Origin of the sequence: Corynebacterium marinum DSM 44953 (assembly GCF_000835165.1) — a bacterium.
Taxonomy (GTDB): domain Bacteria; phylum Actinomycetota; class Actinomycetes; order Mycobacteriales; family Mycobacteriaceae; genus Corynebacterium; species Corynebacterium marinum.
Genome location: NZ_CP007790.1, coordinates 2,031,745 through 2,052,248 on the forward strand (window position 1 = coordinate 2,031,745; position 20,504 = coordinate 2,052,248).

At 70.1% G+C, this 20,504-nt stretch carries 17 protein-coding genes and 2 tRNA genes; 7 read left to right on the top strand and 12 right to left on the bottom strand.

Annotated elements, in window-relative coordinates; all coding sequences use genetic code 11:
* Positions 1–10 precede the first annotated feature (10 nt).
* Both B840_RS09610 and B840_RS09615 read left to right on the top strand, forming a co-directional pair.
* Positions 11–835, top strand: a complete 825-nt coding sequence (locus B840_RS09610) for a 1,6-dihydroxycyclohexa-2,4-diene-1-carboxylate dehydrogenase (RefSeq protein ID WP_229676641.1) — start codon at positions 11–13, stop codon at positions 833–835.
* A gap of 30 nt (positions 836–865) precedes the next feature.
* Positions 866–3,523 (top strand): helix-turn-helix transcriptional regulator, encoded by a 2,658-nt coding sequence (locus tag B840_RS09615; RefSeq protein ID WP_052491166.1) that lies wholly within the window; start codon positions 866–868, stop codon positions 3,521–3,523.
* A gap of 171 nt (positions 3,524–3,694) precedes the next feature.
* Here the strand turns inward: B840_RS09615 and B840_RS09620 are convergent, their stop codons facing one another.
* Together B840_RS09620 and B840_RS09625 are read right to left on the bottom strand one after the other, a co-directional pair.
* Positions 3,695–4,321, bottom strand: a complete 627-nt coding sequence (locus tag B840_RS09620) for an ATP-dependent Clp protease proteolytic subunit (protein WP_042621961.1) — start codon at positions 4,319–4,321, stop codon at positions 3,695–3,697.
* A 21-nt stretch (positions 4,322–4,342) separates the two neighbouring features.
* On the bottom strand, positions 4,343–4,942 hold the full coding sequence (locus tag B840_RS09625) for an ATP-dependent Clp protease proteolytic subunit (protein WP_042621962.1): 600 nt from the start codon (positions 4,940–4,942) through the stop codon (positions 4,343–4,345).
* Between the two features lie 179 nt (positions 4,943–5,121).
* Here B840_RS09625 and B840_RS09635 point away from each other — a divergent pair, with 179 nt between their 5' ends.
* The gene (locus B840_RS09635) at positions 5,122–6,072 is read left to right on the top strand and encodes a zinc-binding dehydrogenase (RefSeq protein WP_042621964.1); all 951 of its coding nucleotides are present in this window, start codon (positions 5,122–5,124) and stop codon (positions 6,070–6,072) included.
* Positions 6,073–6,134: 62 nt separating this feature from the next.
* Here B840_RS09635 and tig read toward each other — a convergent pair whose 3' ends face one another.
* From tig to B840_RS09650, 3 genes are all read right to left on the bottom strand, one after another.
* The gene (gene tig, locus B840_RS09640) at positions 6,135–7,493 is read right to left on the bottom strand and encodes a trigger factor (protein ID WP_042621965.1); all 1,359 of its coding nucleotides are present in this window, start codon (positions 7,491–7,493) and stop codon (positions 6,135–6,137) included.
* 65 nt (positions 7,494–7,558) lie between these two features.
* Positions 7,559–7,632 (bottom strand) — tRNA-Pro (locus tag B840_RS09645).
* 158 nt (positions 7,633–7,790) lie between these two features.
* Positions 7,791–7,865, bottom strand: a tRNA-Gly gene (locus tag B840_RS09650).
* Between the two features lie 188 nt (positions 7,866–8,053).
* Between B840_RS09650 and B840_RS09655 the strand changes: the two genes are divergently transcribed.
* Entirely contained in the window at positions 8,054–8,809 is a 756-nt protein-coding gene (locus B840_RS09655; RefSeq protein WP_229676640.1) for a DUF1542 domain-containing protein, read from the top strand.
* Positions 8,810–8,905: 96 nt separating this feature from the next.
* Here B840_RS09655 and B840_RS09660 read toward each other — a convergent pair whose 3' ends face one another.
* Genes B840_RS09660 through B840_RS09675 form a run of 4 tightly spaced genes read right to left on the bottom strand, consistent with a single transcriptional unit; the run spans position 8,906 to position 12,772 of the window.
* Entirely contained in the window at positions 8,906–9,778 is an 873-nt protein-coding gene (locus B840_RS09660; RefSeq protein WP_084602956.1) for a glycosyltransferase family 2 protein, read from the bottom strand.
* A complete protein-coding gene (locus tag B840_RS09665; protein WP_042621967.1) occupies positions 9,775–10,731 on the bottom strand; it encodes a glycosyltransferase in 957 nt (318 codons plus the stop codon). Before B840_RS09665 ends, B840_RS09660 begins: the two co-directional genes overlap by 4 nt.
* Positions 10,728–11,798, bottom strand: coding sequence for a glycosyltransferase (locus B840_RS09670; RefSeq protein ID WP_042621968.1), 1,071 nt, complete (start codon positions 11,796–11,798; stop codon positions 10,728–10,730). Before B840_RS09670 ends, B840_RS09665 begins: the two co-directional genes overlap by 4 nt.
* Positions 11,795–12,772 (bottom strand): glycosyltransferase family protein, encoded by a 978-nt coding sequence (locus B840_RS09675; RefSeq protein ID WP_229676636.1) that lies wholly within the window; start codon positions 12,770–12,772, stop codon positions 11,795–11,797. The genes B840_RS09670 and B840_RS09675 overlap by 4 nt, the downstream gene beginning before the upstream one ends.
* Positions 12,773–12,928: 156 nt before the next feature.
* Between B840_RS09675 and B840_RS09680 the strand changes: the two genes are divergently transcribed.
* Both B840_RS09680 and B840_RS13195 read left to right on the top strand, forming a co-directional pair.
* Complete coding sequence (locus B840_RS09680) at positions 12,929–13,858, top strand: WcbI family polysaccharide biosynthesis putative acetyltransferase (protein WP_169745276.1); 930 nt, start codon at positions 12,929–12,931, stop codon at positions 13,856–13,858.
* Complete coding sequence (locus tag B840_RS13195; protein ID WP_042621970.1) at positions 13,855–15,870, top strand: glycosyltransferase; 2,016 nt, start codon at positions 13,855–13,857, stop codon at positions 15,868–15,870. The genes B840_RS09680 and B840_RS13195 overlap by 4 nt, the downstream gene beginning before the upstream one ends.
* A 61-nt stretch (positions 15,871–15,931) precedes the next feature.
* Here the strand turns inward: B840_RS13195 and B840_RS09690 are convergent, their stop codons facing one another.
* Together B840_RS09690 and B840_RS09695 are read right to left on the bottom strand one after the other, a co-directional pair.
* Positions 15,932–16,405: a ribose-5-phosphate isomerase gene (locus tag B840_RS09690; protein WP_042621971.1), complete on the bottom strand. Its 474-nt coding sequence runs from the start codon at positions 16,403–16,405 to the stop codon at positions 15,932–15,934.
* A 36-nt stretch (positions 16,406–16,441) separates the two neighbouring features.
* Positions 16,442–17,059 carry a mycothiol-dependent nitroreductase Rv2466c family protein gene (locus B840_RS09695; protein WP_042621972.1) on the bottom strand — a complete coding sequence of 206 codons (618 nt, stop codon included), beginning with the start codon at positions 17,057–17,059 and terminating at the stop codon, positions 16,442–16,444.
* Positions 17,060–17,129: 70 nt separating this feature from the next.
* On the opposite strand from B840_RS09695, the gene pepN reads away from it, so the two are divergent.
* The gene (pepN, locus tag B840_RS09700) at positions 17,130–19,697 is read left to right on the top strand and encodes an aminopeptidase N (protein ID WP_042621973.1); all 2,568 of its coding nucleotides are present in this window, start codon (positions 17,130–17,132) and stop codon (positions 19,695–19,697) included.
* A gap of 32 nt (positions 19,698–19,729) precedes the next feature.
* Here the strand turns inward: pepN and B840_RS09705 are convergent, their stop codons facing one another.
* Positions 19,730–20,467 (bottom strand): GntR family transcriptional regulator, encoded by a 738-nt coding sequence (locus B840_RS09705; protein ID WP_042621974.1) that lies wholly within the window; start codon positions 20,465–20,467, stop codon positions 19,730–19,732.
* Between the last annotated feature and the right edge of the window lie 37 nt (positions 20,468–20,504).

Below are 20,504 nucleotides of genomic sequence, written 5' to 3' on the forward strand. Positions count from 1 at the left end.
GAAGGGGGCCATGCCGACCGGCGAGGGCGTCTCCGGTCCGCCGGAGTTCTTCACCCCCGACCGCTTCGCCGGGCAGAACGTCCTGATCACCGGCGCCGCGCAGGGCATCGGCCAGGCCGTCGCCCACCGGATCGCCCACGAGAACGGCTCGCTCTTCCTCGTCGACCGGGCGGAGATCGTGCACGAGGTCGCCGCGGAGCTCGCCGAGGTCACCACCGGGACCGTCGGGTCGGCCACTGCCGACCTGGAGACCTGGGAGGGCGCTGAGGCGATGGTGGCCGCGGGCGTCGAGAAGCTCGGCTGCATCGACGTGGTCATCAACAACGTCGGCGGCACGATCTGGGCGAAGCCCTTCGAGCACTACACGCCGGAGGAGATCGAGAAGGAGATCCGCCGCTCCCTGTTCACCACCCTGTGGTCGGTGCGCGCGGAGCTGCCGGCACTGATCGACAACGGCGGCGGCACCATCGTCAACGTGTCCTCGGTGGCCACCCGCGGCGTCAACCGCGTGCCCTACGCGGCCGCCAAGGGTGGGGTCAACGCCCTGGTCAGCGCCCTGGCGCTCGAGGCGGCGGAAAAGAACGTCCGTGTCGTCGCCACCGCCCCCGGCGGAACGCTCGCCCCGGCCCGCAAGGTCGAGCGCGGTCCCGGGCCCGAGGGTGAGCGGGAGAAGGAGTGGTACCAGCAGATCGTCGACCAGACGATCGACTCCTCCCTGTTCAAGCGCTACGGCACCCTCGCCGAGCAGGCCGCCCCGATCGTCTTCCTCGCATCGCGGGAAGCCAGCTACATCACGGGCACCGTCGTTCCGGTCGCAGGCGGAGACCAGGGCTGACGATGACGGGCAGGTGTTAGCGTGGGGGCTGTGTACTCCTCCCACCATTTCGGCTCCCAGCAGACCTCCGGCAGGATCCTGCACACGATGATCGAGGAGGTCACCGACCTCGAACCCGGCGGCGGGCTGCTGTTCCTCGCCACGGGTCCGGTCGGTTCCGGCAAGTCCTCCCTCGTGCGGGAGATCGCCCGGTCGTTGCCGGGCTGGTCCGGCATCATGGTCTCCGCGTTGTCGTGGCAGGCAGGCAACGAGGGCGCGCTCATCGAGCACATCCTCGACCGCTCCGGCCACGACGGCACCTTCACCGACCTCGTCGACCGGGAGGGCGCGCGCACCGCGATCGTCATCGACGACACCCACTGGGCCGACGTCGCGTCCCTGCGCGCGCTCGTCGAGGCTTCCCGCCGCCTGCGGCGGGGCCGTCTCGCCGTCATCATGACCGCGTCCGACACGCACGACGCATCCGACGACCTGCCCATGTCCCGCCTCCGCGAGCTGGCGGACCACGCCGTCACCCTCGCACCCCTCGACGTCGAGGACGTCGCCGCGCTGGCGTTGTCCAGCATCGGCGCACACCTGTCCCCTCTGGCGGCCGCGGAACTGCGCGACCTCACCGGCGGCCGGCCCGGCCGGATCCAGGAGGTCCTGCAGGCCGCCCCCGCCGACCACTGGCGCCTGTCCAACCCGCAGATCCCCATCCCCGCCCCGTGGCGCGCCGCGCTCGACCGCCGCACCCGCGGCCTCGACGTCGGCGCGGTGCTCACGGCGATGTCCATCCTGCCCGGCACCGGCACCGGCAGCCCCGGACTCGTCCGTTTCCTCGCCGACGACCTCGACGGCTCGCTTGTCGACGCCGCCGTCACCGCCGACCTCCTCGAGCTCCTGCCGAACGCCGGCGAACCGGTCCTGCGTTTCACCCACCCCACCGACCGCGCCGTCGTCCGCGCCACCACCGGCCCGGCCCAGGTCACCCGCCTGCACCGCCGGGCCGCCCAGTACCACCGCGCCTCCAAGCACATCGACGCCGCCCTCATCCACGAGGCCCTGGGCATCGAGGGGACCGACGACGACACCGCCGAGCGGCTCTCCCGGCGCGGCGAGGAGCTCGGCGCCGCCGGGCGGTGGCTCGACGCGGCGGACGCCTTCAACCTGGCGGCGAAGGTCGCGTCCAACCCGGACGTCTCCCACGACCAGCACCTCAACTCCATCGAGGCGCTCATCGCCGCAGCCGACATCCCCCGCGCACGCCTCCACGCCGGCTCCATGTCGCGCGTGGTCCGCGACGTGAAGGTCGACTCCATGCGCAGCTACCTCGCCCTCCACGAGGGGCGCCGCTCCGAATCCGTCAGCCTCATCGACCGCGCCTGGGACACCCTCGAGGAGACCCACTCCACCGACGCCGCCATGCGCACCCGCGTCGCCTCGCGCAAGGTGCTCGTCCACCTGGCCAACTGGGAGCCGGAGAAAGTCGTCGAATGGGCGAAGATCACCGACGACTGGGCCCCGGAGACCTCCCCCACCCGCATCGAGGCGCAGTACATCTCGATGATCGGCCGCAGCGCACTGACCCGCTCCATCCCGCCGGATGTTCCGCTCCCCGGGGAGACCCCCACCCTGGCGCAGCGCCGCAACATGGCCGCCGGCTGGATCCACCTGGTCCACGACGACCCCGTCGCGGCCCGCCGCTACCTCCAGTTCAACCCCGGCAACGAGGGTTCCGAGCGCATCAGCCTCTGGATGGACGGCTGGCTCGCCCGCACCCAGTTCATCCTCGGCGAGTACCGCCAGGCGGAGCGGACCGTGGAACGCGGCCTCGCCCGCGCCGAACGCTTCGGCATCCGCTTCCTCGAACCCATCCTCCTGTGGACCGGGGCGCAGGTCGCGGGCTACAAGGGAGACCGGGAGCTGTCCCGCGCCTACATCAACCGGCTCACCCTCAGCCACGACGCCTTCGTCATCCAGCGCATCCCCTCCGCGATGTGCCGCATGTTCGTCGCGGGAATCGAGGGCGACGTCTCCGGCATGAACCGGGCCGGGGAGGCCCTCGTCGCCATCGGCCAGGAGACCGACATCTCCCAGCCCGGCTTCTGGCCCTGGGAGGACGTGTGGGCCCAGCACCTCGTCCTCTCCGGGCGCATCGACGAAGCCGACGAGATCACCACCCTCGCCGAGGAACGCGCCGCCGAGTCCGGCATCGGCTCCCTGCACGCCAAGCTGGCCGTGCCCCGGGCGGGCATCCTCATGCAGCGCGGCGACATCGAGGGCGGCATCCGCCGTTTCGAGGAGGCCATCGAACTCATCGAAACCCTCACCATGCCCTCCTACCAGGCCCGTGTGCTCTACGAGTACGGGCGGGTGCTGCGGCGTCTCGGGCGCCGCCGCCAGGCCGACGAGATCTTCGCCCGCGCCGGCGACGTTTTCGCCGCGATGGGCGCCACCGAGTTCGTCAACCGCTGCAACCGCGAGCGTCGCGCCGGCGGCCTGGGCACCCGCACCACGGGCGCCGGTGGACTGACCCCGCAGGAGGAGGAGATCGCCAAGCTGGTCGCCGAGGGGGCCACCAACCGCGAGGTCGCCCGCGAGCTGTTCCTGTCCTCCAAGACGGTCGAGTACCACCTCACGCGCGTGTACCGGAAGCTCGGCGTGCGCACCCGCAACGAGCTGCCCCGGGTGCTTGCCGAGCTCTAGGCAGGTTCCGTCTGTGGTCCCCGTCCGGTTCGGCCCCCTTTAAGCCCGGGCGACGGGTCCTGCCCGACCGCTGAGGGGGATCGAAGGGGAAGCCGGCTCCCGGAAGAAGGCGCAGAAAGAGGGGCCCGGCCGGAAAATCCCGGTCGGGCCCCTCTCGCGCAGGTGGAGAAATTAGCCGTTGAGCTTGCGGTAATCAAAGACGGTGTCGATGATCCCGTACTCCTTGGCTTCCGCGGCGGTGAGGATCTTGTCGCGGTCGGTGTCGATGCGGATCTGCTCCGCGGTCTTGCCGGTGTGGCGCGACAGGGTCTCCTCCATGAGGCGGCGCATGCGCTCGATCTCGGCGGCCTGGATCTCCAGGTCGGAGACCTGGCCCTGGGTGCCCTGGGTGGAGGGCTGGTGGATGAGCACGCGCGCGTTCGGCAGGGCGGCGCGCTTGCCCGGGGCGCCGGCGGCCAGCAGCACGGCGGCTGCGGAGGCGGCCTGGCCGAGGCAGACGGTCTGGACGTCCGGGCGGACGTACTGCATCGTGTCGTAGATGGCCATCAGCGCGGTGAAGGAACCGCCGGGGCTGTTGATGTACATGGTGATGTCGCGGTCCGGGTCGAGGCCCTCGAGCACGAGCAGCTGCGCCATGATGTCGTTGGCGGAGGTGTCGTCGACCTGGGTGCCCAGGAAGATGATGCGCTCCTCGAAGAGCTTCGCGTACGGGTTGGTCTCTTTGGTCCCGTAGGCGGACTGCTCGATGAAGCTCGGCAGGACGTAGCGCATCTCGGGCATCTGGAATCCGTTGTTCATTTTTTCTGTCCTCACAATTCCCTAGTTGCTGATCGGGCCCTCGGCGTGGCTGATCACATGGTCGACGAGTCCGTAGTCCTTGGCCTGCTCGGCGGTGAACCAGCGGTCGCGGTCGGAGTCCCTGGTGATCTGCTCGAAGGTCTGCCCGGTGTGCTCGGCGATGAGCTCCGCCATTTCGCGCTTGGTCTGGGCGAACTGCTCTGCCTGGATGGCAATGTCAGCCGCGGTGCCGCCGACGCCGGCGGAAGGCTGGTGCATCATGATCCGGGCGTGCGGCAGGGCGTAGCGCTTGCCCTTGGTGCCGCCGGAGAGCAGGAACTGGCCCATGGAGGCGGCCAGGCCCATGCCGTAGGTGGCGATGTCGCACGGGGAGTACTTCATCGTGTCGTAGATCGCCATGCCGGCGGTCACGGAACCACCCGGGGAGTTGATGTAGAGCGAGATTTCGCGGTTGGGGTCCTCGGCGGACAGCAGCAGGATCTGGGCGCAGATCTTGTTGGCGATCTCGTCGTCGACCTGCTGTCCGAGGAAAATGATGCGCTCGCGCAGCAGTCGCTCGTACACCGAGTCGCCGAGGTTCATGCCCGCTCCCGGGGACGTCATCCGGATCTGATCAGTCATGTCAGTCAAACTCCTGTGTCTGAAAATTGTCGATGGATCCCAGGGTACTAGGGCTCATCCCCGTACCGCCCTTTTGTTCGCTCACAGCGTGCCCGTGCTTCCCGACGCCCTCCCCTCCCCCGCCGCCGGGGATAGACTGGCGGAGGTACCCCCAGCCGAAACCCGAGGAGAATCCCCCCATGAAGGCATGGCAGTTCACCAACACCCACGAGCCGCTCGTTCTCAACGACGTCCCCGAGCCCGTCGCCGCCGAGGGCGAGGTCGTCCTGGAGATGAAGGCCGCCGGCCTGTGCCACTCAGACGTCGGCCTCCTGGAGGACGAGGGCTGGCTGGCGCTGCTGGCCAAGCGCCCCATCACCATCGGCCACGAGAACGCCGGTGTCGTCATCGAGGTGGGTGACGGCGTGACGGAATTCCAGGTCGGCGATCGAGTCGGAGTGTGCCCCACCGCGGACGGCGTCGGCGCACCCGGCTACGCCTTCGACGGCGGCTTCGCCCCGAAGATGGCGGTCGACGCCCGCGCGCTGGTTCCGCTGCCCGACGAGGTGGACTTCCTCTACGGTGCCGCGGCGACGGACGCGGGAATGACCTCCTACCACGCGATCATCACGGAGGGCGGCGTCAAGGAGGGCGACACCGTCGGCATCATCGGCCTCGGCGGCCTCGGCCAGCTCGGCGCCATGGCGGGGATCCTCGCCGGCGCGGACATCTATGTCGCGGAGATCAACGAGAAGGTCTGGCCGATGGCGAAGGAGCTGGGGGTCACGGACGTCAAGAAGTCGATCACCGAGTTCGAGGGCGTCGAGTTCGACGTCATCGTCGACTACGCCGGTTTCGGCAACACCACGGCGGACGCGATCGAGATGGTCCGGCCCGGCGGCACCGTCGTCCAGGTGGGAATGGGCCGCCTCGAGGCCACCATCAACACCCGCACGCTGATCACCCGGAGCGTCACGCTCAAGGGTTCGGTCGGCGGCACCAAGGAAGACGTCGCCGGCGTGTACGCGTACATGGCCTCCGGCAAGATGAACCCGCAGATCACCACGATCTCCTTCGACGAGATCCCGGAAGGTCTGGAGCGGCTGGAGCGGGGCGAGGTAGTCGGCCGTCTGGTCGCCTCCTACGAGTAACCCGCACCATGCGAAACGCCCCGACCAGTTTTGGTCGGGGCGTTTCGCATGAAAGGTGGAGACTAGGCGTCGGTCTCTGCCTCGGTCTCGGCGGCCTCGTCCTCGTCGCCGAAGTACTGGGCGGGGTCGACGTCGTTGCCGGCCTCGTCCTTGACGGTGACGCGGCAGATGGCGGCGGCCAGGGCCTTACCGCGACGGACGTCGGCGAACAGGTTCGCGATCTGGCCGGACTGCTGCAGCTGGCCGATGAACTGGTTCGGGTCCATGCCGTAGGACTGCGCGGTGAACAGGATGTGGTCGGTGAGCTCCTGCTGGGAAACCTCCGGCTCCTCCTGCTCGGCGAGGGTGTCCAGGAACAGCTGGGTGCGGACGGCTTCCTCGGAGTCCTTGCGGGACTGCGCGTCGAACTCATCGCGGGTCAGGCCCTGAGACTCCAGGACGCGGTCCAGCGCGGACTCGTCGTGGGCCATCTGGCCGAGCAGCTGGTGAAGCTGCTGGTGGACCTGCTCGTCGACGATGGACTCCGGCAGTGCGAACTCGGTCTTCGCCAGGGCGGCCTTGAGGACCTCGTCGCGGATGGCGGCGGCCTGCTCGCCCTTCTTGGACTCCTCGACCTGCGCCTTGGTGGCCTCGCGGAGCTCCTCGGCGGTGTCGAACTCGGATGCCATCTGGGCGAACTCGTCGTCGAACTCCGGAAGCTTGCGCTCCTTGGTCTGCTGGACGCGGACGGAGACGACAGCTTCCTTGTCCTTGTGATCGCCGGCGACGATCGTGGTGGTGAACTCGGTTTCCTCTTCGGACTTCAGGCCGCGCAGGGCGGTGTCCAGGCCGTCGATCAGGTCGCCCTGGCCGACCTCGTAGGACAGGCCTTCGGTGGAGGCCTCGTCGACGACCTCGCCGTCGACGGTGGCCTTGAGGTCGATGACGGCGAAATCGCCGGTCTTCAGCTTGCGCTTGGTGTCCTTGAGCTCGCCGAAGCGGGCGCGGAGACGGTCGATCTCCTCGTCGACGGCGGCGTCGTCAACCTCGAGGGCCGGGACGGTGATCTCGAGCCCGGAGAAGTCCGGAACCTCGATCTCGGGGCGGACGTCGACCTCTGCGGTGAACTCGACGAAGTCGTTGTCCTCGATCTTGGTGATGTCGATGCTCGGCTGGCCGATGGCGACCAGCTCGTTCTCCTCGACCGCGCTCTGGTAGCGGGACGGGAGCATGTCGTTGACGACCTGCTCGAGGATGGGGCCGCGGCCGTAACGGGTGTCGATGAGCTGGCGCGGGGCCTTGCCCTTACGGAAACCCGGGATGGACACCTGCTGGGCGATTGCCGAGTAGGCCTGGTCAATCTCCGTCTTCAGGTCCTCGAAAGGAACATTGACGGTGAGCTTGACGCGGGTGTCGCTCAGCTTCTCGACGGAACTCTTCACGAGTAACTCTCCTGGTTTCACATTGAATGTCAGTTCACTTGAGACCGGCGCGAACCGGCCCTACGTCGGGGCGACAGGATTTGAACCTGCGACCCCCTGCTCCCAAAGCAGGTGCGCTACCAAACTGCGCCACGCCCCGTAGGTGTGATGTGCATACTACCGACAGGCCGAAGACGTGGCCGTCATTGGGGTAGGGAAACCGCGTCGGCGCGTCTACGGATACGGCAGGGCACCCCCGGCGCCCGGCCCAAGAAAGATGCCCCGCCGCCGGTTGGAACCCGGCGGCGGGGCATCACGTGGAGGGAATGACGGGAATCGAACCCGCGTCTTCAGCTTGGAAGGCTGAGGTATTAGCCACTATACGACATTCCCCTGCTTGTGCCGGATCAGTTTAGCGCACTTACCCCGATTCCTGAAAACCGGAACTTTCCGCACGCCAGATACGTTCTAATGGGTGACAATCAATGCTGAAACCAACGAGTAACCGAGTACGGAAGTGACTTGACCCAGTGGAACTCCTTCTCCTCCTGCTGATCCTCGGCGGCGGCGCCGCCTACTTCATGAACCGCTCCACCAAGCAGAAGAGTGCCGAGCTCGAGGCCACCCGGCTTGCTGACGCCCAGGCGGAGGCCCGCCGTTGGATCGAGCGGCTCGGTTCCCAGGTGCTCACCCTGGCAGGTTCGGACGCGGCGTCGACGCAGGCCATCGCGGACGCCTCCGAGCGTTACAACGCGGCCTCCTCCGCCATCTCCCAGGCGACGACCGTCAAGCAGGCGAACCTGGCGCGTGAGTCGGCGCTGGAGGGCCTGCACTACATGAACGCGGCCCGCGAGATCATGGGCATGAACCCGGGTCCCGAGCTCCCCCTCCTGGAGGGGCAGCGCAACGCCGGCAAGGTCACCGAGCGCCGCACCATCGAGCAGGACGGCCAGACCCTGACCGCCTCCCCGGTCGCGTCCGACGAGACCCCGAACTACTACCCCGGCGGCAACGTCGCGGGTCGGCCGGTGCCGGCCGGATGGTACTCCCGCCCGTGGTGGGCTGACGCGATGGCCACCGGCATGTGGACCGCAGCGTCGATGATGATGTTCTCCGCCATGTTCTCCGGCATGGCCGGGGTCAACTACGGCGCCGACCAGTTCGCGGACGGTTCCGGCGACGGCACCGAGCCCGTCGACGGCGGCGGCGAGGACATGGGCGGCGAGGACATGGGCGGGGAAGACATGGGTGGCGGTGACGACGGCGGCGGATTCTTCGGCGGCGACGGCGGCGACGGCGGCGGATTCTTCGACGGAGGCTTCGACTTCGATTTCTAGGCGCACGCACCGCACGCCCGCAACGACAGCACGCCGATCCCCGTACGGGGATCGGCGTGTTTCACGTTCCGTCGGCCGGGGACGGAGGGGACGCCGTCATTTCACCGGATGAGGGGGAAGCCGGTCGCCCGGGGCCGCACCCGCCGGGCGCGGAGTCGTGGCCAGCTTCGAGTTCACGGCGGACCATCGGCCGTCATGGAAGATCAGCGCCCCCTCGTCGGCGAACTTCTCCAGCCAGCCCCTCATGGGCCAGAAACCCCAGATCCCGTGGAAGCGTTCTGCGTTGCGGAGGATGTCGTGGAAGTGCTCCCACGGCGGGTCGGAGACCGGGTGCCACTGGTGGTAGGCGTCCGCGCCGCCGACCCAGATGAGCGGGATGCCGTGGTGGCGCAGGTGCTGGCCGAAGTCGGTGTCCTCGGCCCCGTAGCCGGTGTAGCCCTTGTCGAAGCCGCCGAAGGTGCGCCGGATCCGGCGCCACGTCTGCGCGGTCAGGGCGAAGGACAGGGACCAGAAGAGTTCGTAGCCGCGGTCGTCGGCAGGCACGAGACTGCCGGGCAGTGGGCACGGCCGGGCCGGGTGCGGGTCGGGGCGGCTGGTGCGCGTGTCCCCGTCGGCGAGGTAGGTGACGGGGCCGGCGACCACGGCGTCCGGGCGGGCGTCGAGCGCCTGGCGGTAGTGGTTGATCAGATCGGGCCCGGGCATACAGTCAGCGTCGAGGAACACGATCATGCCGTCGCCGCCGGAGTCCCGCTTGGCCGCCACGTCCCCGCCGAGGTTGCGGGCCGCGGCGAGGGAGAACTCACCCAGTTCGATGACCTCCGACTCCGGGAGCGCGTCGGCGAGGACATCCGCGTCGGCGAGGGCGACGACGATGTGCCCCACACCACGCGGGAGTGCGGCGGCCTGGCGGAAGACGTGTGTCAACCGGCCGGCGTCGGAGAGGGTCACCACGGTCACTGCAGGATTCACTGCCCAGCCACCTTCCGGATCACGTCGGCCGCCCGCGCGGCCGCACCGGAAGTCTGCCACCGGGGCCACCTGCTGTCCAGCGATTCCGCCTGTTCCAGAAGCGCCGGCCACTCCCCCGCCGCGGGGAAGGCGTCGGCGGCGACGGCGATACCGGCGGCGTCGAGAAGCTGGGCGGTGGCGTGCTGCTCCCGGAACGGCCGCTCCTGCGGCAAGAGGATCGTCTTCGCCCCCGCGACGGCGAGGTCGGCCACCGAATTCTGCCCCGCCGCGGACACGACGACGCGGGCGGAGCTGAGATAGGGCATCGGGTCGTCGACGAAGGCGTCCCCGCCGAGGAAGAGGAAGTCCCGGTCGGGGCAGGCCGCGCGGACCTGGTCCCACTGCGCCTCGGTCCAGCCGGTTCCGCCCCGCCCGGAGAGCACCACCACATCGCAGTCCGGGCCCGGCTCGGCGGGCACGTCGAACCGGGAGATGCCGCCGACCTGATGGAGGAAACCGCTGTGCGCCCGCAGATGCGGGGGGACGGGCACCCAGTTCGGCCAGGCCGCGATGAGGGCGCTGGCCTGGCGGTACCCGAGCTGGTGGGGATCGTCGAAGCGTTCGCCGGGCATGGCCAGGGTGACCACGGGCACGCCCATGAGCCGGGCGAGCAACGCCACCTCGACGGAGACGTCGACGTAGAAGGCGGACGGGCGGTGGCGGTGGATCCATTCGGCGATCATCGCCATCCGCCGGGTGAGCCCCGTGTGGTGGTGCGGCACATAGTGCAGGGTCCCGTTGGCTGTGGGGTCGCCGCCGGAAGCGCCGGACTCGGCGGGAGCGTCGTCGGGGAGGACGACGTCGGCCCGGGGGTCGGTGGAGAGCAGCCGGGCGTCCCGGTCGAGGTTGGCCATGACGGCCCGGCAGCGCTGGATGTGCCCGCTGCCGTGGTGGTGGGCGTAGAAACCGATCATCGGGTGGTGACCTCGCTGTAGAGTCCGGCGTATCTTCGGGCGACCTCGGTGAGGCTGTGGTGGTTGATGACCCACTGGCGGGCGAGGGCGCGGTCGATGCCCGCGGCCACCAGGACGGAGGCCGCCAGGGACTCCACGTCATCGGGTTCGGCCAGGGAGGCGGGCGCGTCGGCCAGCAGCTCGCCGAGGCCGCCGCGGCGGAACGCCGCGACCGGGGTGCCGCACGACATGGCCTCGAAGGCGACGAGTCCGAAGGGTTCCTCCCAGCGGGGGGTGACCAGGCAGACGCGGGAGAGGCTGACCAGCGCCCTGAGCCCGCGGTGGTCGAGTTCGCCGACCCAGGTGGCGGCCTTGCCGGTCATCCGGGGCACGATCTGGGTGGAGAAGTACCGGTGGTCGCCCACCCGTCCCGCGAAGACCAGGGGGATGCCGACGAGGCGGCAGGCGTCCATCGCCAGGTGAAGACCCTTCTCGGGGACGATGCGCCCGAACCACACCGCAGACCGTCCGCCGGGCCCTTCCCGCCAGGCCAGGGTGTCCACCCCGTTGGGGATGACCGTCGCCGGGGCGGGCAGCTCCCAGTCGGCTGCGGTGGTGGCGGACACCGCCGCGAAGCGCCCCGCCCGCGGGCCGGCGGCGGCGATGGCCTCCTGCATCTCGGGCAGTGCCGGCGTGTGCAGGGTGGTCAGCATCGGCAGATCGACCTCCGTGCTGAACATGCGCGGGGTGAGACTGTTGTTGTGGACCGTGTCGTAACCGGCGACCGCCAGATGCCGGAGGAGAGCAACGAAGGCGGCGTCCTCCGTCTCGCGGGCGCCGGGCGGGTAGCCGGTGTCGCTGGCGGACAGGGGCTGGCCCGCCCAGTCGACGCCGGGCAGCTCGTGGCCGACGACGTGGCCCTGCGAACCGCGGGCGGCGTACAGGTCCACGCTGTGCCCCAGTTCCCGCAGCGCGCGCACCAGGGTGTGGCAGAAGGCCTCGAGCCCGCCGGCGTAGGGCTCGCGGATGGGGTAGCGGGCCGGCGCGATCAGCGCGATCCGGCGGCGCGGGGAGGCGATGGTCGTCATCGGCCGGTCACCTCCCGGTACACCTCGCGATGGGCTTCCCGGATCTGCCGGAGCTGCCGGGTGCGGTCGCCGGCGTAGGGCACGGGTCCGCGCCCGTGGAGGAGGGTCAGCGCCCGGGCGGCGTCCAGCGGGTCGCCCGTGCGGTACTTCTCGACGCCGCGCGGGTCGTCCGCCTGCCCCTCGTACATCCCGCAGTCGGGCACGGCGACGGTGACACCGAGATCGCGGCACATCTCGAGCCAGCCGGAGTGCGTCCCACGCAGGTACGCCAGCAGCACGGTGCGGCACTCCGCGACGGCGGCGTGGAGGGCGGCGTCGGGCATCGGCGGATGGACACGCAGGTCGACGGCCCCGCCGGCCTGGTCCGCGCGCAGGCCCCGGACGAGGTCCGTGGAGGCGGAGTCCTCGTGCACGTGGATCCGCAGGGGTAGTCCGAGCTCCTCGTGCACCTTGCGGGCGAGGATGCGGTAGAAGGAGGGATCGGAGACCACGTTGCCGCGCAGCGACTTGAGGAACACCCCGACCGCCGCCCCGGAGTCTGCGCCGGGCGGCGGGTCGGCCACCACCCGCGGGTGCAGGATGACGCGGGTGCCCGCCGGCAGCCGCGCGGCGGCCAGGTCGGTGAGGGTGATGCGGGCGGCGGCGGCCTCGACGAGCAGCCGGACCTTCTCGTGGTGCTCCGTCTGGTCGCTCAGGTGCGGGTTGTCCAGGTCGTGGACGGTGACCACCAGCGGGACACCCCGGCGCCGGAGCACGCCGGTGAGGTCGGCGATCTGCCCGGGGCTGAGATGGTCGAAGCCGAAGTGGAGGTGCACGAGGTCGGGCAGTTCCGCGGCGGGCAGATATTCCCACCATGCGGCGTCCAGCGCGGGATGCGGCCACCAGTTGCCGTCGATGTCCGGGTCGGGCAGGTACTCCACGTCCTCCGGCCGGATCGCCGCGGTGTAAACGTGGCCCGCCGGGATGGACAGCACCCGTAATCCTCGGCCGCCTTGATGCATCCCATTCCCTTCTCCGTGAAACACATAAGCAGGAGTTAATTTCTCCGCAAAGATCTACTGTAGCCAGTATCCCCCACGGGCAGCGCGCGAAGAGAGTATTTCATGCCGGTTTGTTGATAAATTGGCGCCATGACCTCCCCACCCGATCTGGCCCGTCGACAGCACTACGGCGACTTCTACCGGATCAGGACCACGCCGCGCGACGCGGACCGGCCGTTCGTAACAGTGCTGGGCAACTGCCAGGCCGAATCCCTGCGCATCCTGCTCGACTCCTCCGGCCGGGTCGACTCCTTCCGCATCCCGGCGGTGCACGAATTCACCGCCGAGGACGCCGAGCTGCTGCGCGGCATCCTCGCCCGCACCGACGTCCTGGTCTCCCAGCCCATCCGGGACGACTACCGCGGCCTGCCGCTGGGCACGGCGCAGCTGGCGGAGCTGCTGCCGCCCGGGGCCCGCACGGTGACCTTCCCGGTCCTGCGGTGGGACGGCCTCATGCCCTATCACGCGATCGTGCGCGACCCGGCCGATCCCTCCCTCACACCCCCGGTGGTCCCGTACCACGACCTGCGGATCCTGGTCGCCGCGTCCCGGGGCCTCGACCGGCCCGTCGAAACGCAGCCTTCCGCAGCCGCCCTGCGGACCGCCGCGGGGCTGTCCGTCGGGCAGCTGCGCACCCGCGAGCAGCACCACGGGACCGTCGCCGTGTCCGACGTACTGGAGACGGCCCCCGTCTGGCACACCATCAACCACCCCTCGAACGCCACCCTCGCGGCGCTGGCCCAGCGGGTACTCGACGCGGTCGTCGCCGGCGGGACCGTCATCGCGCCCGCCGACCGGGAGATGCTCGGCGGGTTGAGCGCCCCGGTGGACCCCGGCGCGGCGGCCGCCCTGGGGGTGGACGTCGCCGGGCGGGAGCAGTGGCGCGCCGGCGGGGTGCCCGTCGACCCGGAGCTGCTGGTGCGCGAGCAGCTGGAGTTCTACCGCCGCCACCCCGGCGTCGTCGAGGCGGGCATGGCGCGCCACGCCGAACGCATCGAGCTGCTGGGGCTCGACCGGTGAGCGCCGCCGTCACGCACCTGATCGTCGGCCCGGACGGGCACGGGGTCACCGAGTACGCGCTCGCCCTGGCCCGTCACGCCGGCGGCGCCGTGGTCCGGGACACCGGCCCGCTGCCGCCCGGCCCCGTGCACGTCACCTTCACCGACCATCTCTTCGGCCCCTCCCCGGACGAGGCCGTCGACCGGGTGCTCGCCCGGTGCGCGGGGCATCCCCTCAGCATCAGCCTGCACGACATCCCGCAGCCGGAGGAGGGCGCGGAGAGGTTCGCCCGGCGCTCCCCCGCCTACCGCCGGCTGGCGGAGGCCGGGGACCTGGTGGCCGGCAATTCGCGGCACGAGGCCTCCTTCTTCGACTCCCCCGTCGAGGTCATTCCGCTGCCCGTGCCCGTGATCGAGTCCCGCTACGAACCGGAACCCGGCACTGTGGGGGTCCTCGGTTTCATCTACCCGGGCAAGGGCCACGACGATGTCATCCGCGCGTTGGCGGGCACGGGGCTGAAGGTCCGCGCGCTCGGGGGAGTGAGCGCCGGCCACGAGAACTGGGCCCGCCACCTGCGGGAGCTCGCCGCCGAGTGCGGCGTCGACCTGCACATCACCGGCTACCTCTCCGACGCCGATCTCGCCGCGGAGATGGGCCGGATCGCGGTGCCCGTGTGCGCGCACCGCCACTACTCCGCCTCCGGCTCGCTCATGACGTGGCTGGGCGCCGGCCGCCGGGTCCTGGTCAGCGATTCGCCCTACACCCGCGAGATGGCCGGGCAGTGGCCCGGGCGCATCGGCATCGTCTCGGACTGGCGCACCTCGCTTCTCGACGCCGCCTCCTCCCCCACCCCGCCCATCGGCGCCGCCGCCGGCTGGGACTGGCCCCAGGTCGCCGACGCATGGGCGCAGGCCTGGGTGGATCTGTGGCCTGCGGTGAGTGTGGTCATCCCCTACTACAACAACGCCGACGGTCTGCGGGAGGTGGTCGCCGGCGTGCGCGCCCAGGACTACCCCGGGCCGGTGGAGATCGTCGTCGCCGACGACGGTTCCTCCATCCCGCCCCCGGAGCTGGGCTGCGTGGTGGTGCGCCAGGAGGACCTGGGTTTCCGGGCGGCGGCCGCCCGCAACCTCGGCACCGCGGCGGCGCGGGGCGAGGTGCTCGCCTTCTTCGACGGCGACACCGTCCCCGCCCCCGGCTACCTGCGCGCCGTGGTGCCCCACGTGGTGGCGGACCGGCGGGCGGTGGTGGCCGGCACACGGCTCACCGGCCCCGGGCGGACCGAACCCGCCTGGCTGAGGCAGGCCTGGGACCGGACGGGGCACCTGTCGCGACCGGATGAAACCAGCTGGCGCTTCATCATCTCCGCCGTGCTGACCTGTGCGAGGTCGTTCTTCGACGAGGTCGGGGGCTTCGACGCCACCATCGTCGGCTACGGCGGGGAGGACTGGGAGTTCGGTTTCCGCGCCTGGCATGCGGGGGCGGTCTTCATCCACGAGCCCCGGGCCGTGGCCACCCACGACGAACCAGACTGGGGCGGCCGCTCCCCGGACGCAGCCCAGAAGAACGCCGAATCGATCGCGCTCGCCCACCGGGTCACGCATCCCTCAGCCCGCCCTGCGGGCGTGTTTTTCGAAGCCGCCGACATCTGCGTCCGCGTCCCCTCTTTCGTCGCCCCGGGGGTGGCGGAGACCGTCATCGCCGGGTGGTTGCGGGCCGGCGATGTCTTCGTGATCACGGACACGGTGCCGGAACTCTTCCGCGCCGACCCGCGGGTGCGCACCGGCGCACAGGGCCAACGCATCACCTTCACGCTCGCCCTGCCCGCGGTGCCCGCCGGGCCGGTCGCGGACCTGGTCGAGCGGATCTGCGCGGCGGGAGGCGACGCGGAACTCACCGTCGGCCAAGAGGTGGCGGCGGCGGCGCGCACGCGGCGCCGGGAAGCACTCGGCGGGGAAACCGTCACCCTCCCGGTCGACTGGGAGATCGTCGAGGGACCCCGGCGCCTGGAACGCGACTTCGCCGGGTGGTGAGGCCGGGAAGGTGAAACGGCCCCGCATACAGGTGCGGGGCCGAGGTTCTGGGGGGTGCGTGCTATTCCTCCGGGAGTGCCGGGGGGATGCCGGTGCGCTCGTAGTCGGCGAGGATGTCGATGCGTCGCTGGTGGCGCTCCGCCTTCGACCACTCCTGATCCAGGAAGGCGTCGACGATGGCGATGGCCTCCTCCTCGGAGTGCATCCGGCCGCCGAGGCCGATGAGCTGGGCGTTGTTGTGCTCGCGCGCCAGGCGGGCGGTCTCCGGGGACCAGGCCAGGGCGCAGCGGGCGCCCTCGACCTTGTTGGCGGCGATCTGCTCGCCGTTGCCGGAACCCCCGAGGACGATGCCGAGGGAACCCGGGTCGTTGACGGTGCGGAGGGCTGCCTCGATGCAGAAGGCCGGGTAGTCGTCCTCGGCATCGTAGGTGTGGGCGCCGCAGTCGATGACGTCGTGGCCCTGCTTCTTCAGGTGCTCGGCGATGACGTTCTTCATGTCAAAGCCGGCGTGGTCTGCTCCAAGGTATACGCGCATGGCACTGACTCTACCTGGCAGGCAGACACCTGAAGGTTAGACCTGCGGGTTCTCCGTGCGGGAGCGCTTGATCTCGAAGAAGTAGGGATACTCGGCGAGGCGCACGGCGGCGTCGAAAAGCTCGCCGGCCTCCTCACCGGCGGGAACACGGGTGATCACGGGACCGAAGAAGGCGGTGTCGCCGAATTTGATCACCGGGGTGCCCACGTCGTCGCCGACGCCGTCGATGGCGGCCTGGTGGAAGTCGCGGAGCTGCTCGTCGACCTGCTCGGAGTTGGCCACCGTGGCGTAGGTGGCGTTGAGGCCGGCCTCGTCGAGCGCCTGCTCGATGACGCCGTCATAGGCGCCGAAACCCTTCTTGCCGCTCTCCTTGCCGGCGTGGACGATGGTGCCCATGGCGGTGTAGAGCTCGTCGACCTTCTCCGGTTCCTCGGCGGCGACCTTGGCGAAGACGCGGGCGGGGCCCCAGGCGGCCTTCATCATCTCGGTGTAACCCTCGTCGAGGTCGCGGCCGTCGTTGAGCACGGCCAGGGACATCGGGGTCCACTGGACGGTGATGTCGCGGACCTTCTCCACCTCCTTGATCCAGCGGGAGGTCTGCCAGGCGAAGGGACAGGTGACGTCGAACCAGAAAGTAACGGTGTTGGTGGTCATGGCTCCCCACGATAGCGCCGGATTAGGCTGTGGGTGATCCCACACGGCCCAACGAGCAGGAGACCGCCCCATGACCTCAACGAACCTCACCCGCGACGAGGCCGCCCACCGCGCCCGGCTGCTGGAGGTGGACAACTACGACATCGCACTGGATCTGACCGGTTCGGACACCGAGTTCTCCTCCGTCACCACCGTCTCGTTCACCGTGCGGGAAGCGGGTTCGACGTTCCTCGACCTGCGCGCCACGAGCGTCGAGGGCGTGCATCTGGACGGCCGGGACATCCGCCGCGAGGCACTCACCCTCGACGAGCAGGGTTACGACGCCACCCACGGCATCGCGCTGGAGGATCTCGCCCCGGGACGGCACACACTGCGGGTCACCGCGACCTGCCTCTACTCCCGGACCGGCGAAGGGCTGCACCGTTTCGTCGACCCGGCCGACAACCTCACCTACTTCTACACCCAGTTCGAGACGGCCGACGCCAAGCGCGTGTTCGCCTGCTTCGACCAGCCGGACCTCAAGGCGACCTACGACATCGCGGTGACCACCCCGGACGACTGGCGGGTCATCTCCAACGCGCCGCAGCAGACGAGCTCCTCCGGCGGGCGCACGCTCCACCGCTCCCGCATCGACTATCCGCTGTCCACCTACCTCATCGCCCTGTGCGTCGGCCCGTACCACGAGGTCCGCTCCACCTGGCGGGGCACGCTCACCCACCACCCGGAGACTCCGGCCGGCCAGCCGACGGACGTCACGGTGCCCATGGCGATCTACTGCCGGCGTTCTCTGGCGGAGCACCTCGACGCCGACCGCCTGTTCACAGAGACGAAGCAGGGCTTCGACTTCTTCCACGCCCACTTCGGCATGGCCTACCCCTTCGGCAAGTACGACCAGGTCTTCTGCCCCGAGTACAACATGGGCGCGATGGAGAACGCCGCGTGCGTGACCATCCGCGACGAGTACGTCTTCACCTCGAAGGCCACGCACTACAAGTACGAGCGCCGCGCGGAGACGATCCTCCACGAGCTCGCCCACATGTGGTTCGGCGACCTGGTGACCATGGAGTGGTGGGACGACCTGTGGCTCAACGAGTCCTTCGCCACCTGGTCGGCCGCTCTTTCCCAGGCCGAGGCCACGGAGTACGACACCGCCTGGGTGACCTTCGCCAACGTGGAGAAGTCCTGGGCCTACAGCCAGGACCAGCTGCCCTCGACCCACCCCATCCTCGCCGACGCCACCGACATCGAGACCGTGGAGCAGAACTTCGACGGCATCACCTACGCCAAGGGGGCGAGCGTGCTCAAGCAGCTGCAGGCCTACGTCGGCCGGGACGCCTTCCTGTCGGGTGTGCGCCGCCATTTCGCCGACCACGCCTGGGGTAACGCCACTTTCGACGATCTGCTCGGCGCGCTGCAGACCGCCTCCGGCCGCGACCTCTCCGGCTGGGCCGACCAGTGGCTCAAGACCACCGGCGTCAACCGTCTCTCCCCCGCCTTCGAGGTCGCCGACGGCAGGTACACCTCCTTCGCCGTCGAGCAGGCCGGCGCCGAACCCGGCGCGGACGAGCTGCGCACCCACCGCATCGCCGTCGGCCTCTACTCGCTTGTCGACGACCGCGTCACCCGCACCCACCGCGTCGAACTCGACGTCTCCGCGGCCGCGACGCAGGTGCCGGAGCTGGTCGGCGCCGCGAAGGCGGACCTGGTCCTGGTCAACGACGACGACCTCACCTACTGCCTCATGCAGCTCGACGAGGAGTCCCTGTCTTTCGTGGTGGACAACATCGACCGCATCGACGACCCCATGGCACGCACCCTGTGCTGGTCCGCCGCCTGGGAGGCCACCCGCGACGGCGCCATGAAGGCCCGCGACTTCGCCCGCCTGGTGGCCCGCGGAGCCCGGGCCGAAACCGAACTGGCCGTCCTCGAGCGCATCCTCGGCCAGGCCACTACCGCGCTGCGCACCTATGCGGATCCCGCCTGGGCGCACACCGAAGGCCGGGATCTGCTGGTCGACGCTTTCCTGGCCGGCGAGCGGGAGGGCACCGAGGAGACCTCGCTGGTATTCGCCCAGGCAGTGACCAGGCTCCCGCTCAACGACGCCGCCGCGGACCACCTCGAGCAGGTCCTCGCCGAATCCGACGACGCCGAACTGCGCTGGCTCGCACTGGCCGCCCTGGCCGCCTACGGCCGGGCCGGTACGGCGGAGATCCAGGCCGAACGCTCCCGCGACCGCTCCGCCACCGGCACCCAGGCCGCCCTGCGCGCCGAGGCCGCAGTGAACGACCCGGCCGTGAAGAAGCGCGTGTGGGAGGAGGTCGTCGCCGGCGACCTGGCGAACCTCGATGCCCGCCACAAGATGGCCGGCCTGGTCTACCCGGGCTCCACCGAGCACCTCATGCCGTTGGCGGAGGCCTATTTCGACGTGGCACCCAAGGTGTGGGAGCACCCCTCCCACGAAATGGCCCTGTCCACGCTCAACGGCCTGTACCCGGTGTGGGACATCTCCACGGAGGGTCTGGCGCGCGCCGACGCCTTCCTCTACCACGACCTCCCCGCGGGCCTGCGCCGCGTGATCGCGGAGCAGCACGACCGGGTGGCCCGCGCGCTGCGCAACCGGGCGGTGGACGCGGAGTAGGACGGCCGGTCCCGCATCAGATGCGGGCGGCGCTAGGCGTACTGTGCCTCGGTGACCACCCGGACGTGTGCGATGTCGGGGCGCAGCACGTCCCGGGAGTACTCGACGGGCAGCCCGCCCTCGGTCAGGAGGGTTCGGCAGATGTGCAGCAACGGCAGGTCCCGGTCCACGGCCAGGGCCTCGGCCTCGTCGTCCGCGGCCAGGCCTGGGGCGATGACCTCGGTTTTCCGGGTCAGCCGGAGGTTCCAGCGGGTGTGGAGGAGCTCCGGGATCGACTGGGAGAGGTCCTCCTCGAGCAGTCCCGGCACGAGCGCGGGCGGATAGAAGGAGTGCTGGATGATCAGCGGGGTCCCCTTCACCGAACCGAGGCGGGCGACGCGGTAGACGGGCTCGCAGGGGGCGATCTGCAGGGCTGCGGCGACGCAGGGGTCCGCGTCGACCTGACCCGCGTGGAGCACCCGGGCGGTGATCTCCAGGCCGTCCCGGCGCAGCTGCTGGGGCAGCCCTTCCATGCAGTTGAGTTCCACCACGGACGGGACAGTGCGGACGAAGGTGCCTCCGCTGCGGCCTCGTCGGCGTTCGATCAGCCCCTCCTGCTGCAGGACGTCGAGCGCGCTGCGGACGGTCATCCGGGCGACGCCGAACTCCTCGACCAGTTCACGTTCGGTGGGGAGCCGGTCCCCGCCGGTGAGCCCGCACCGGCTGATGCGTTCGCGGACGGCATCGGCGATGGCCAGGTAGGCGGGGCGTCGGGAGAGCGGGAAGTTCACGCGACCATCTTAGTTGCATTAAAACTGGGTTATGTAA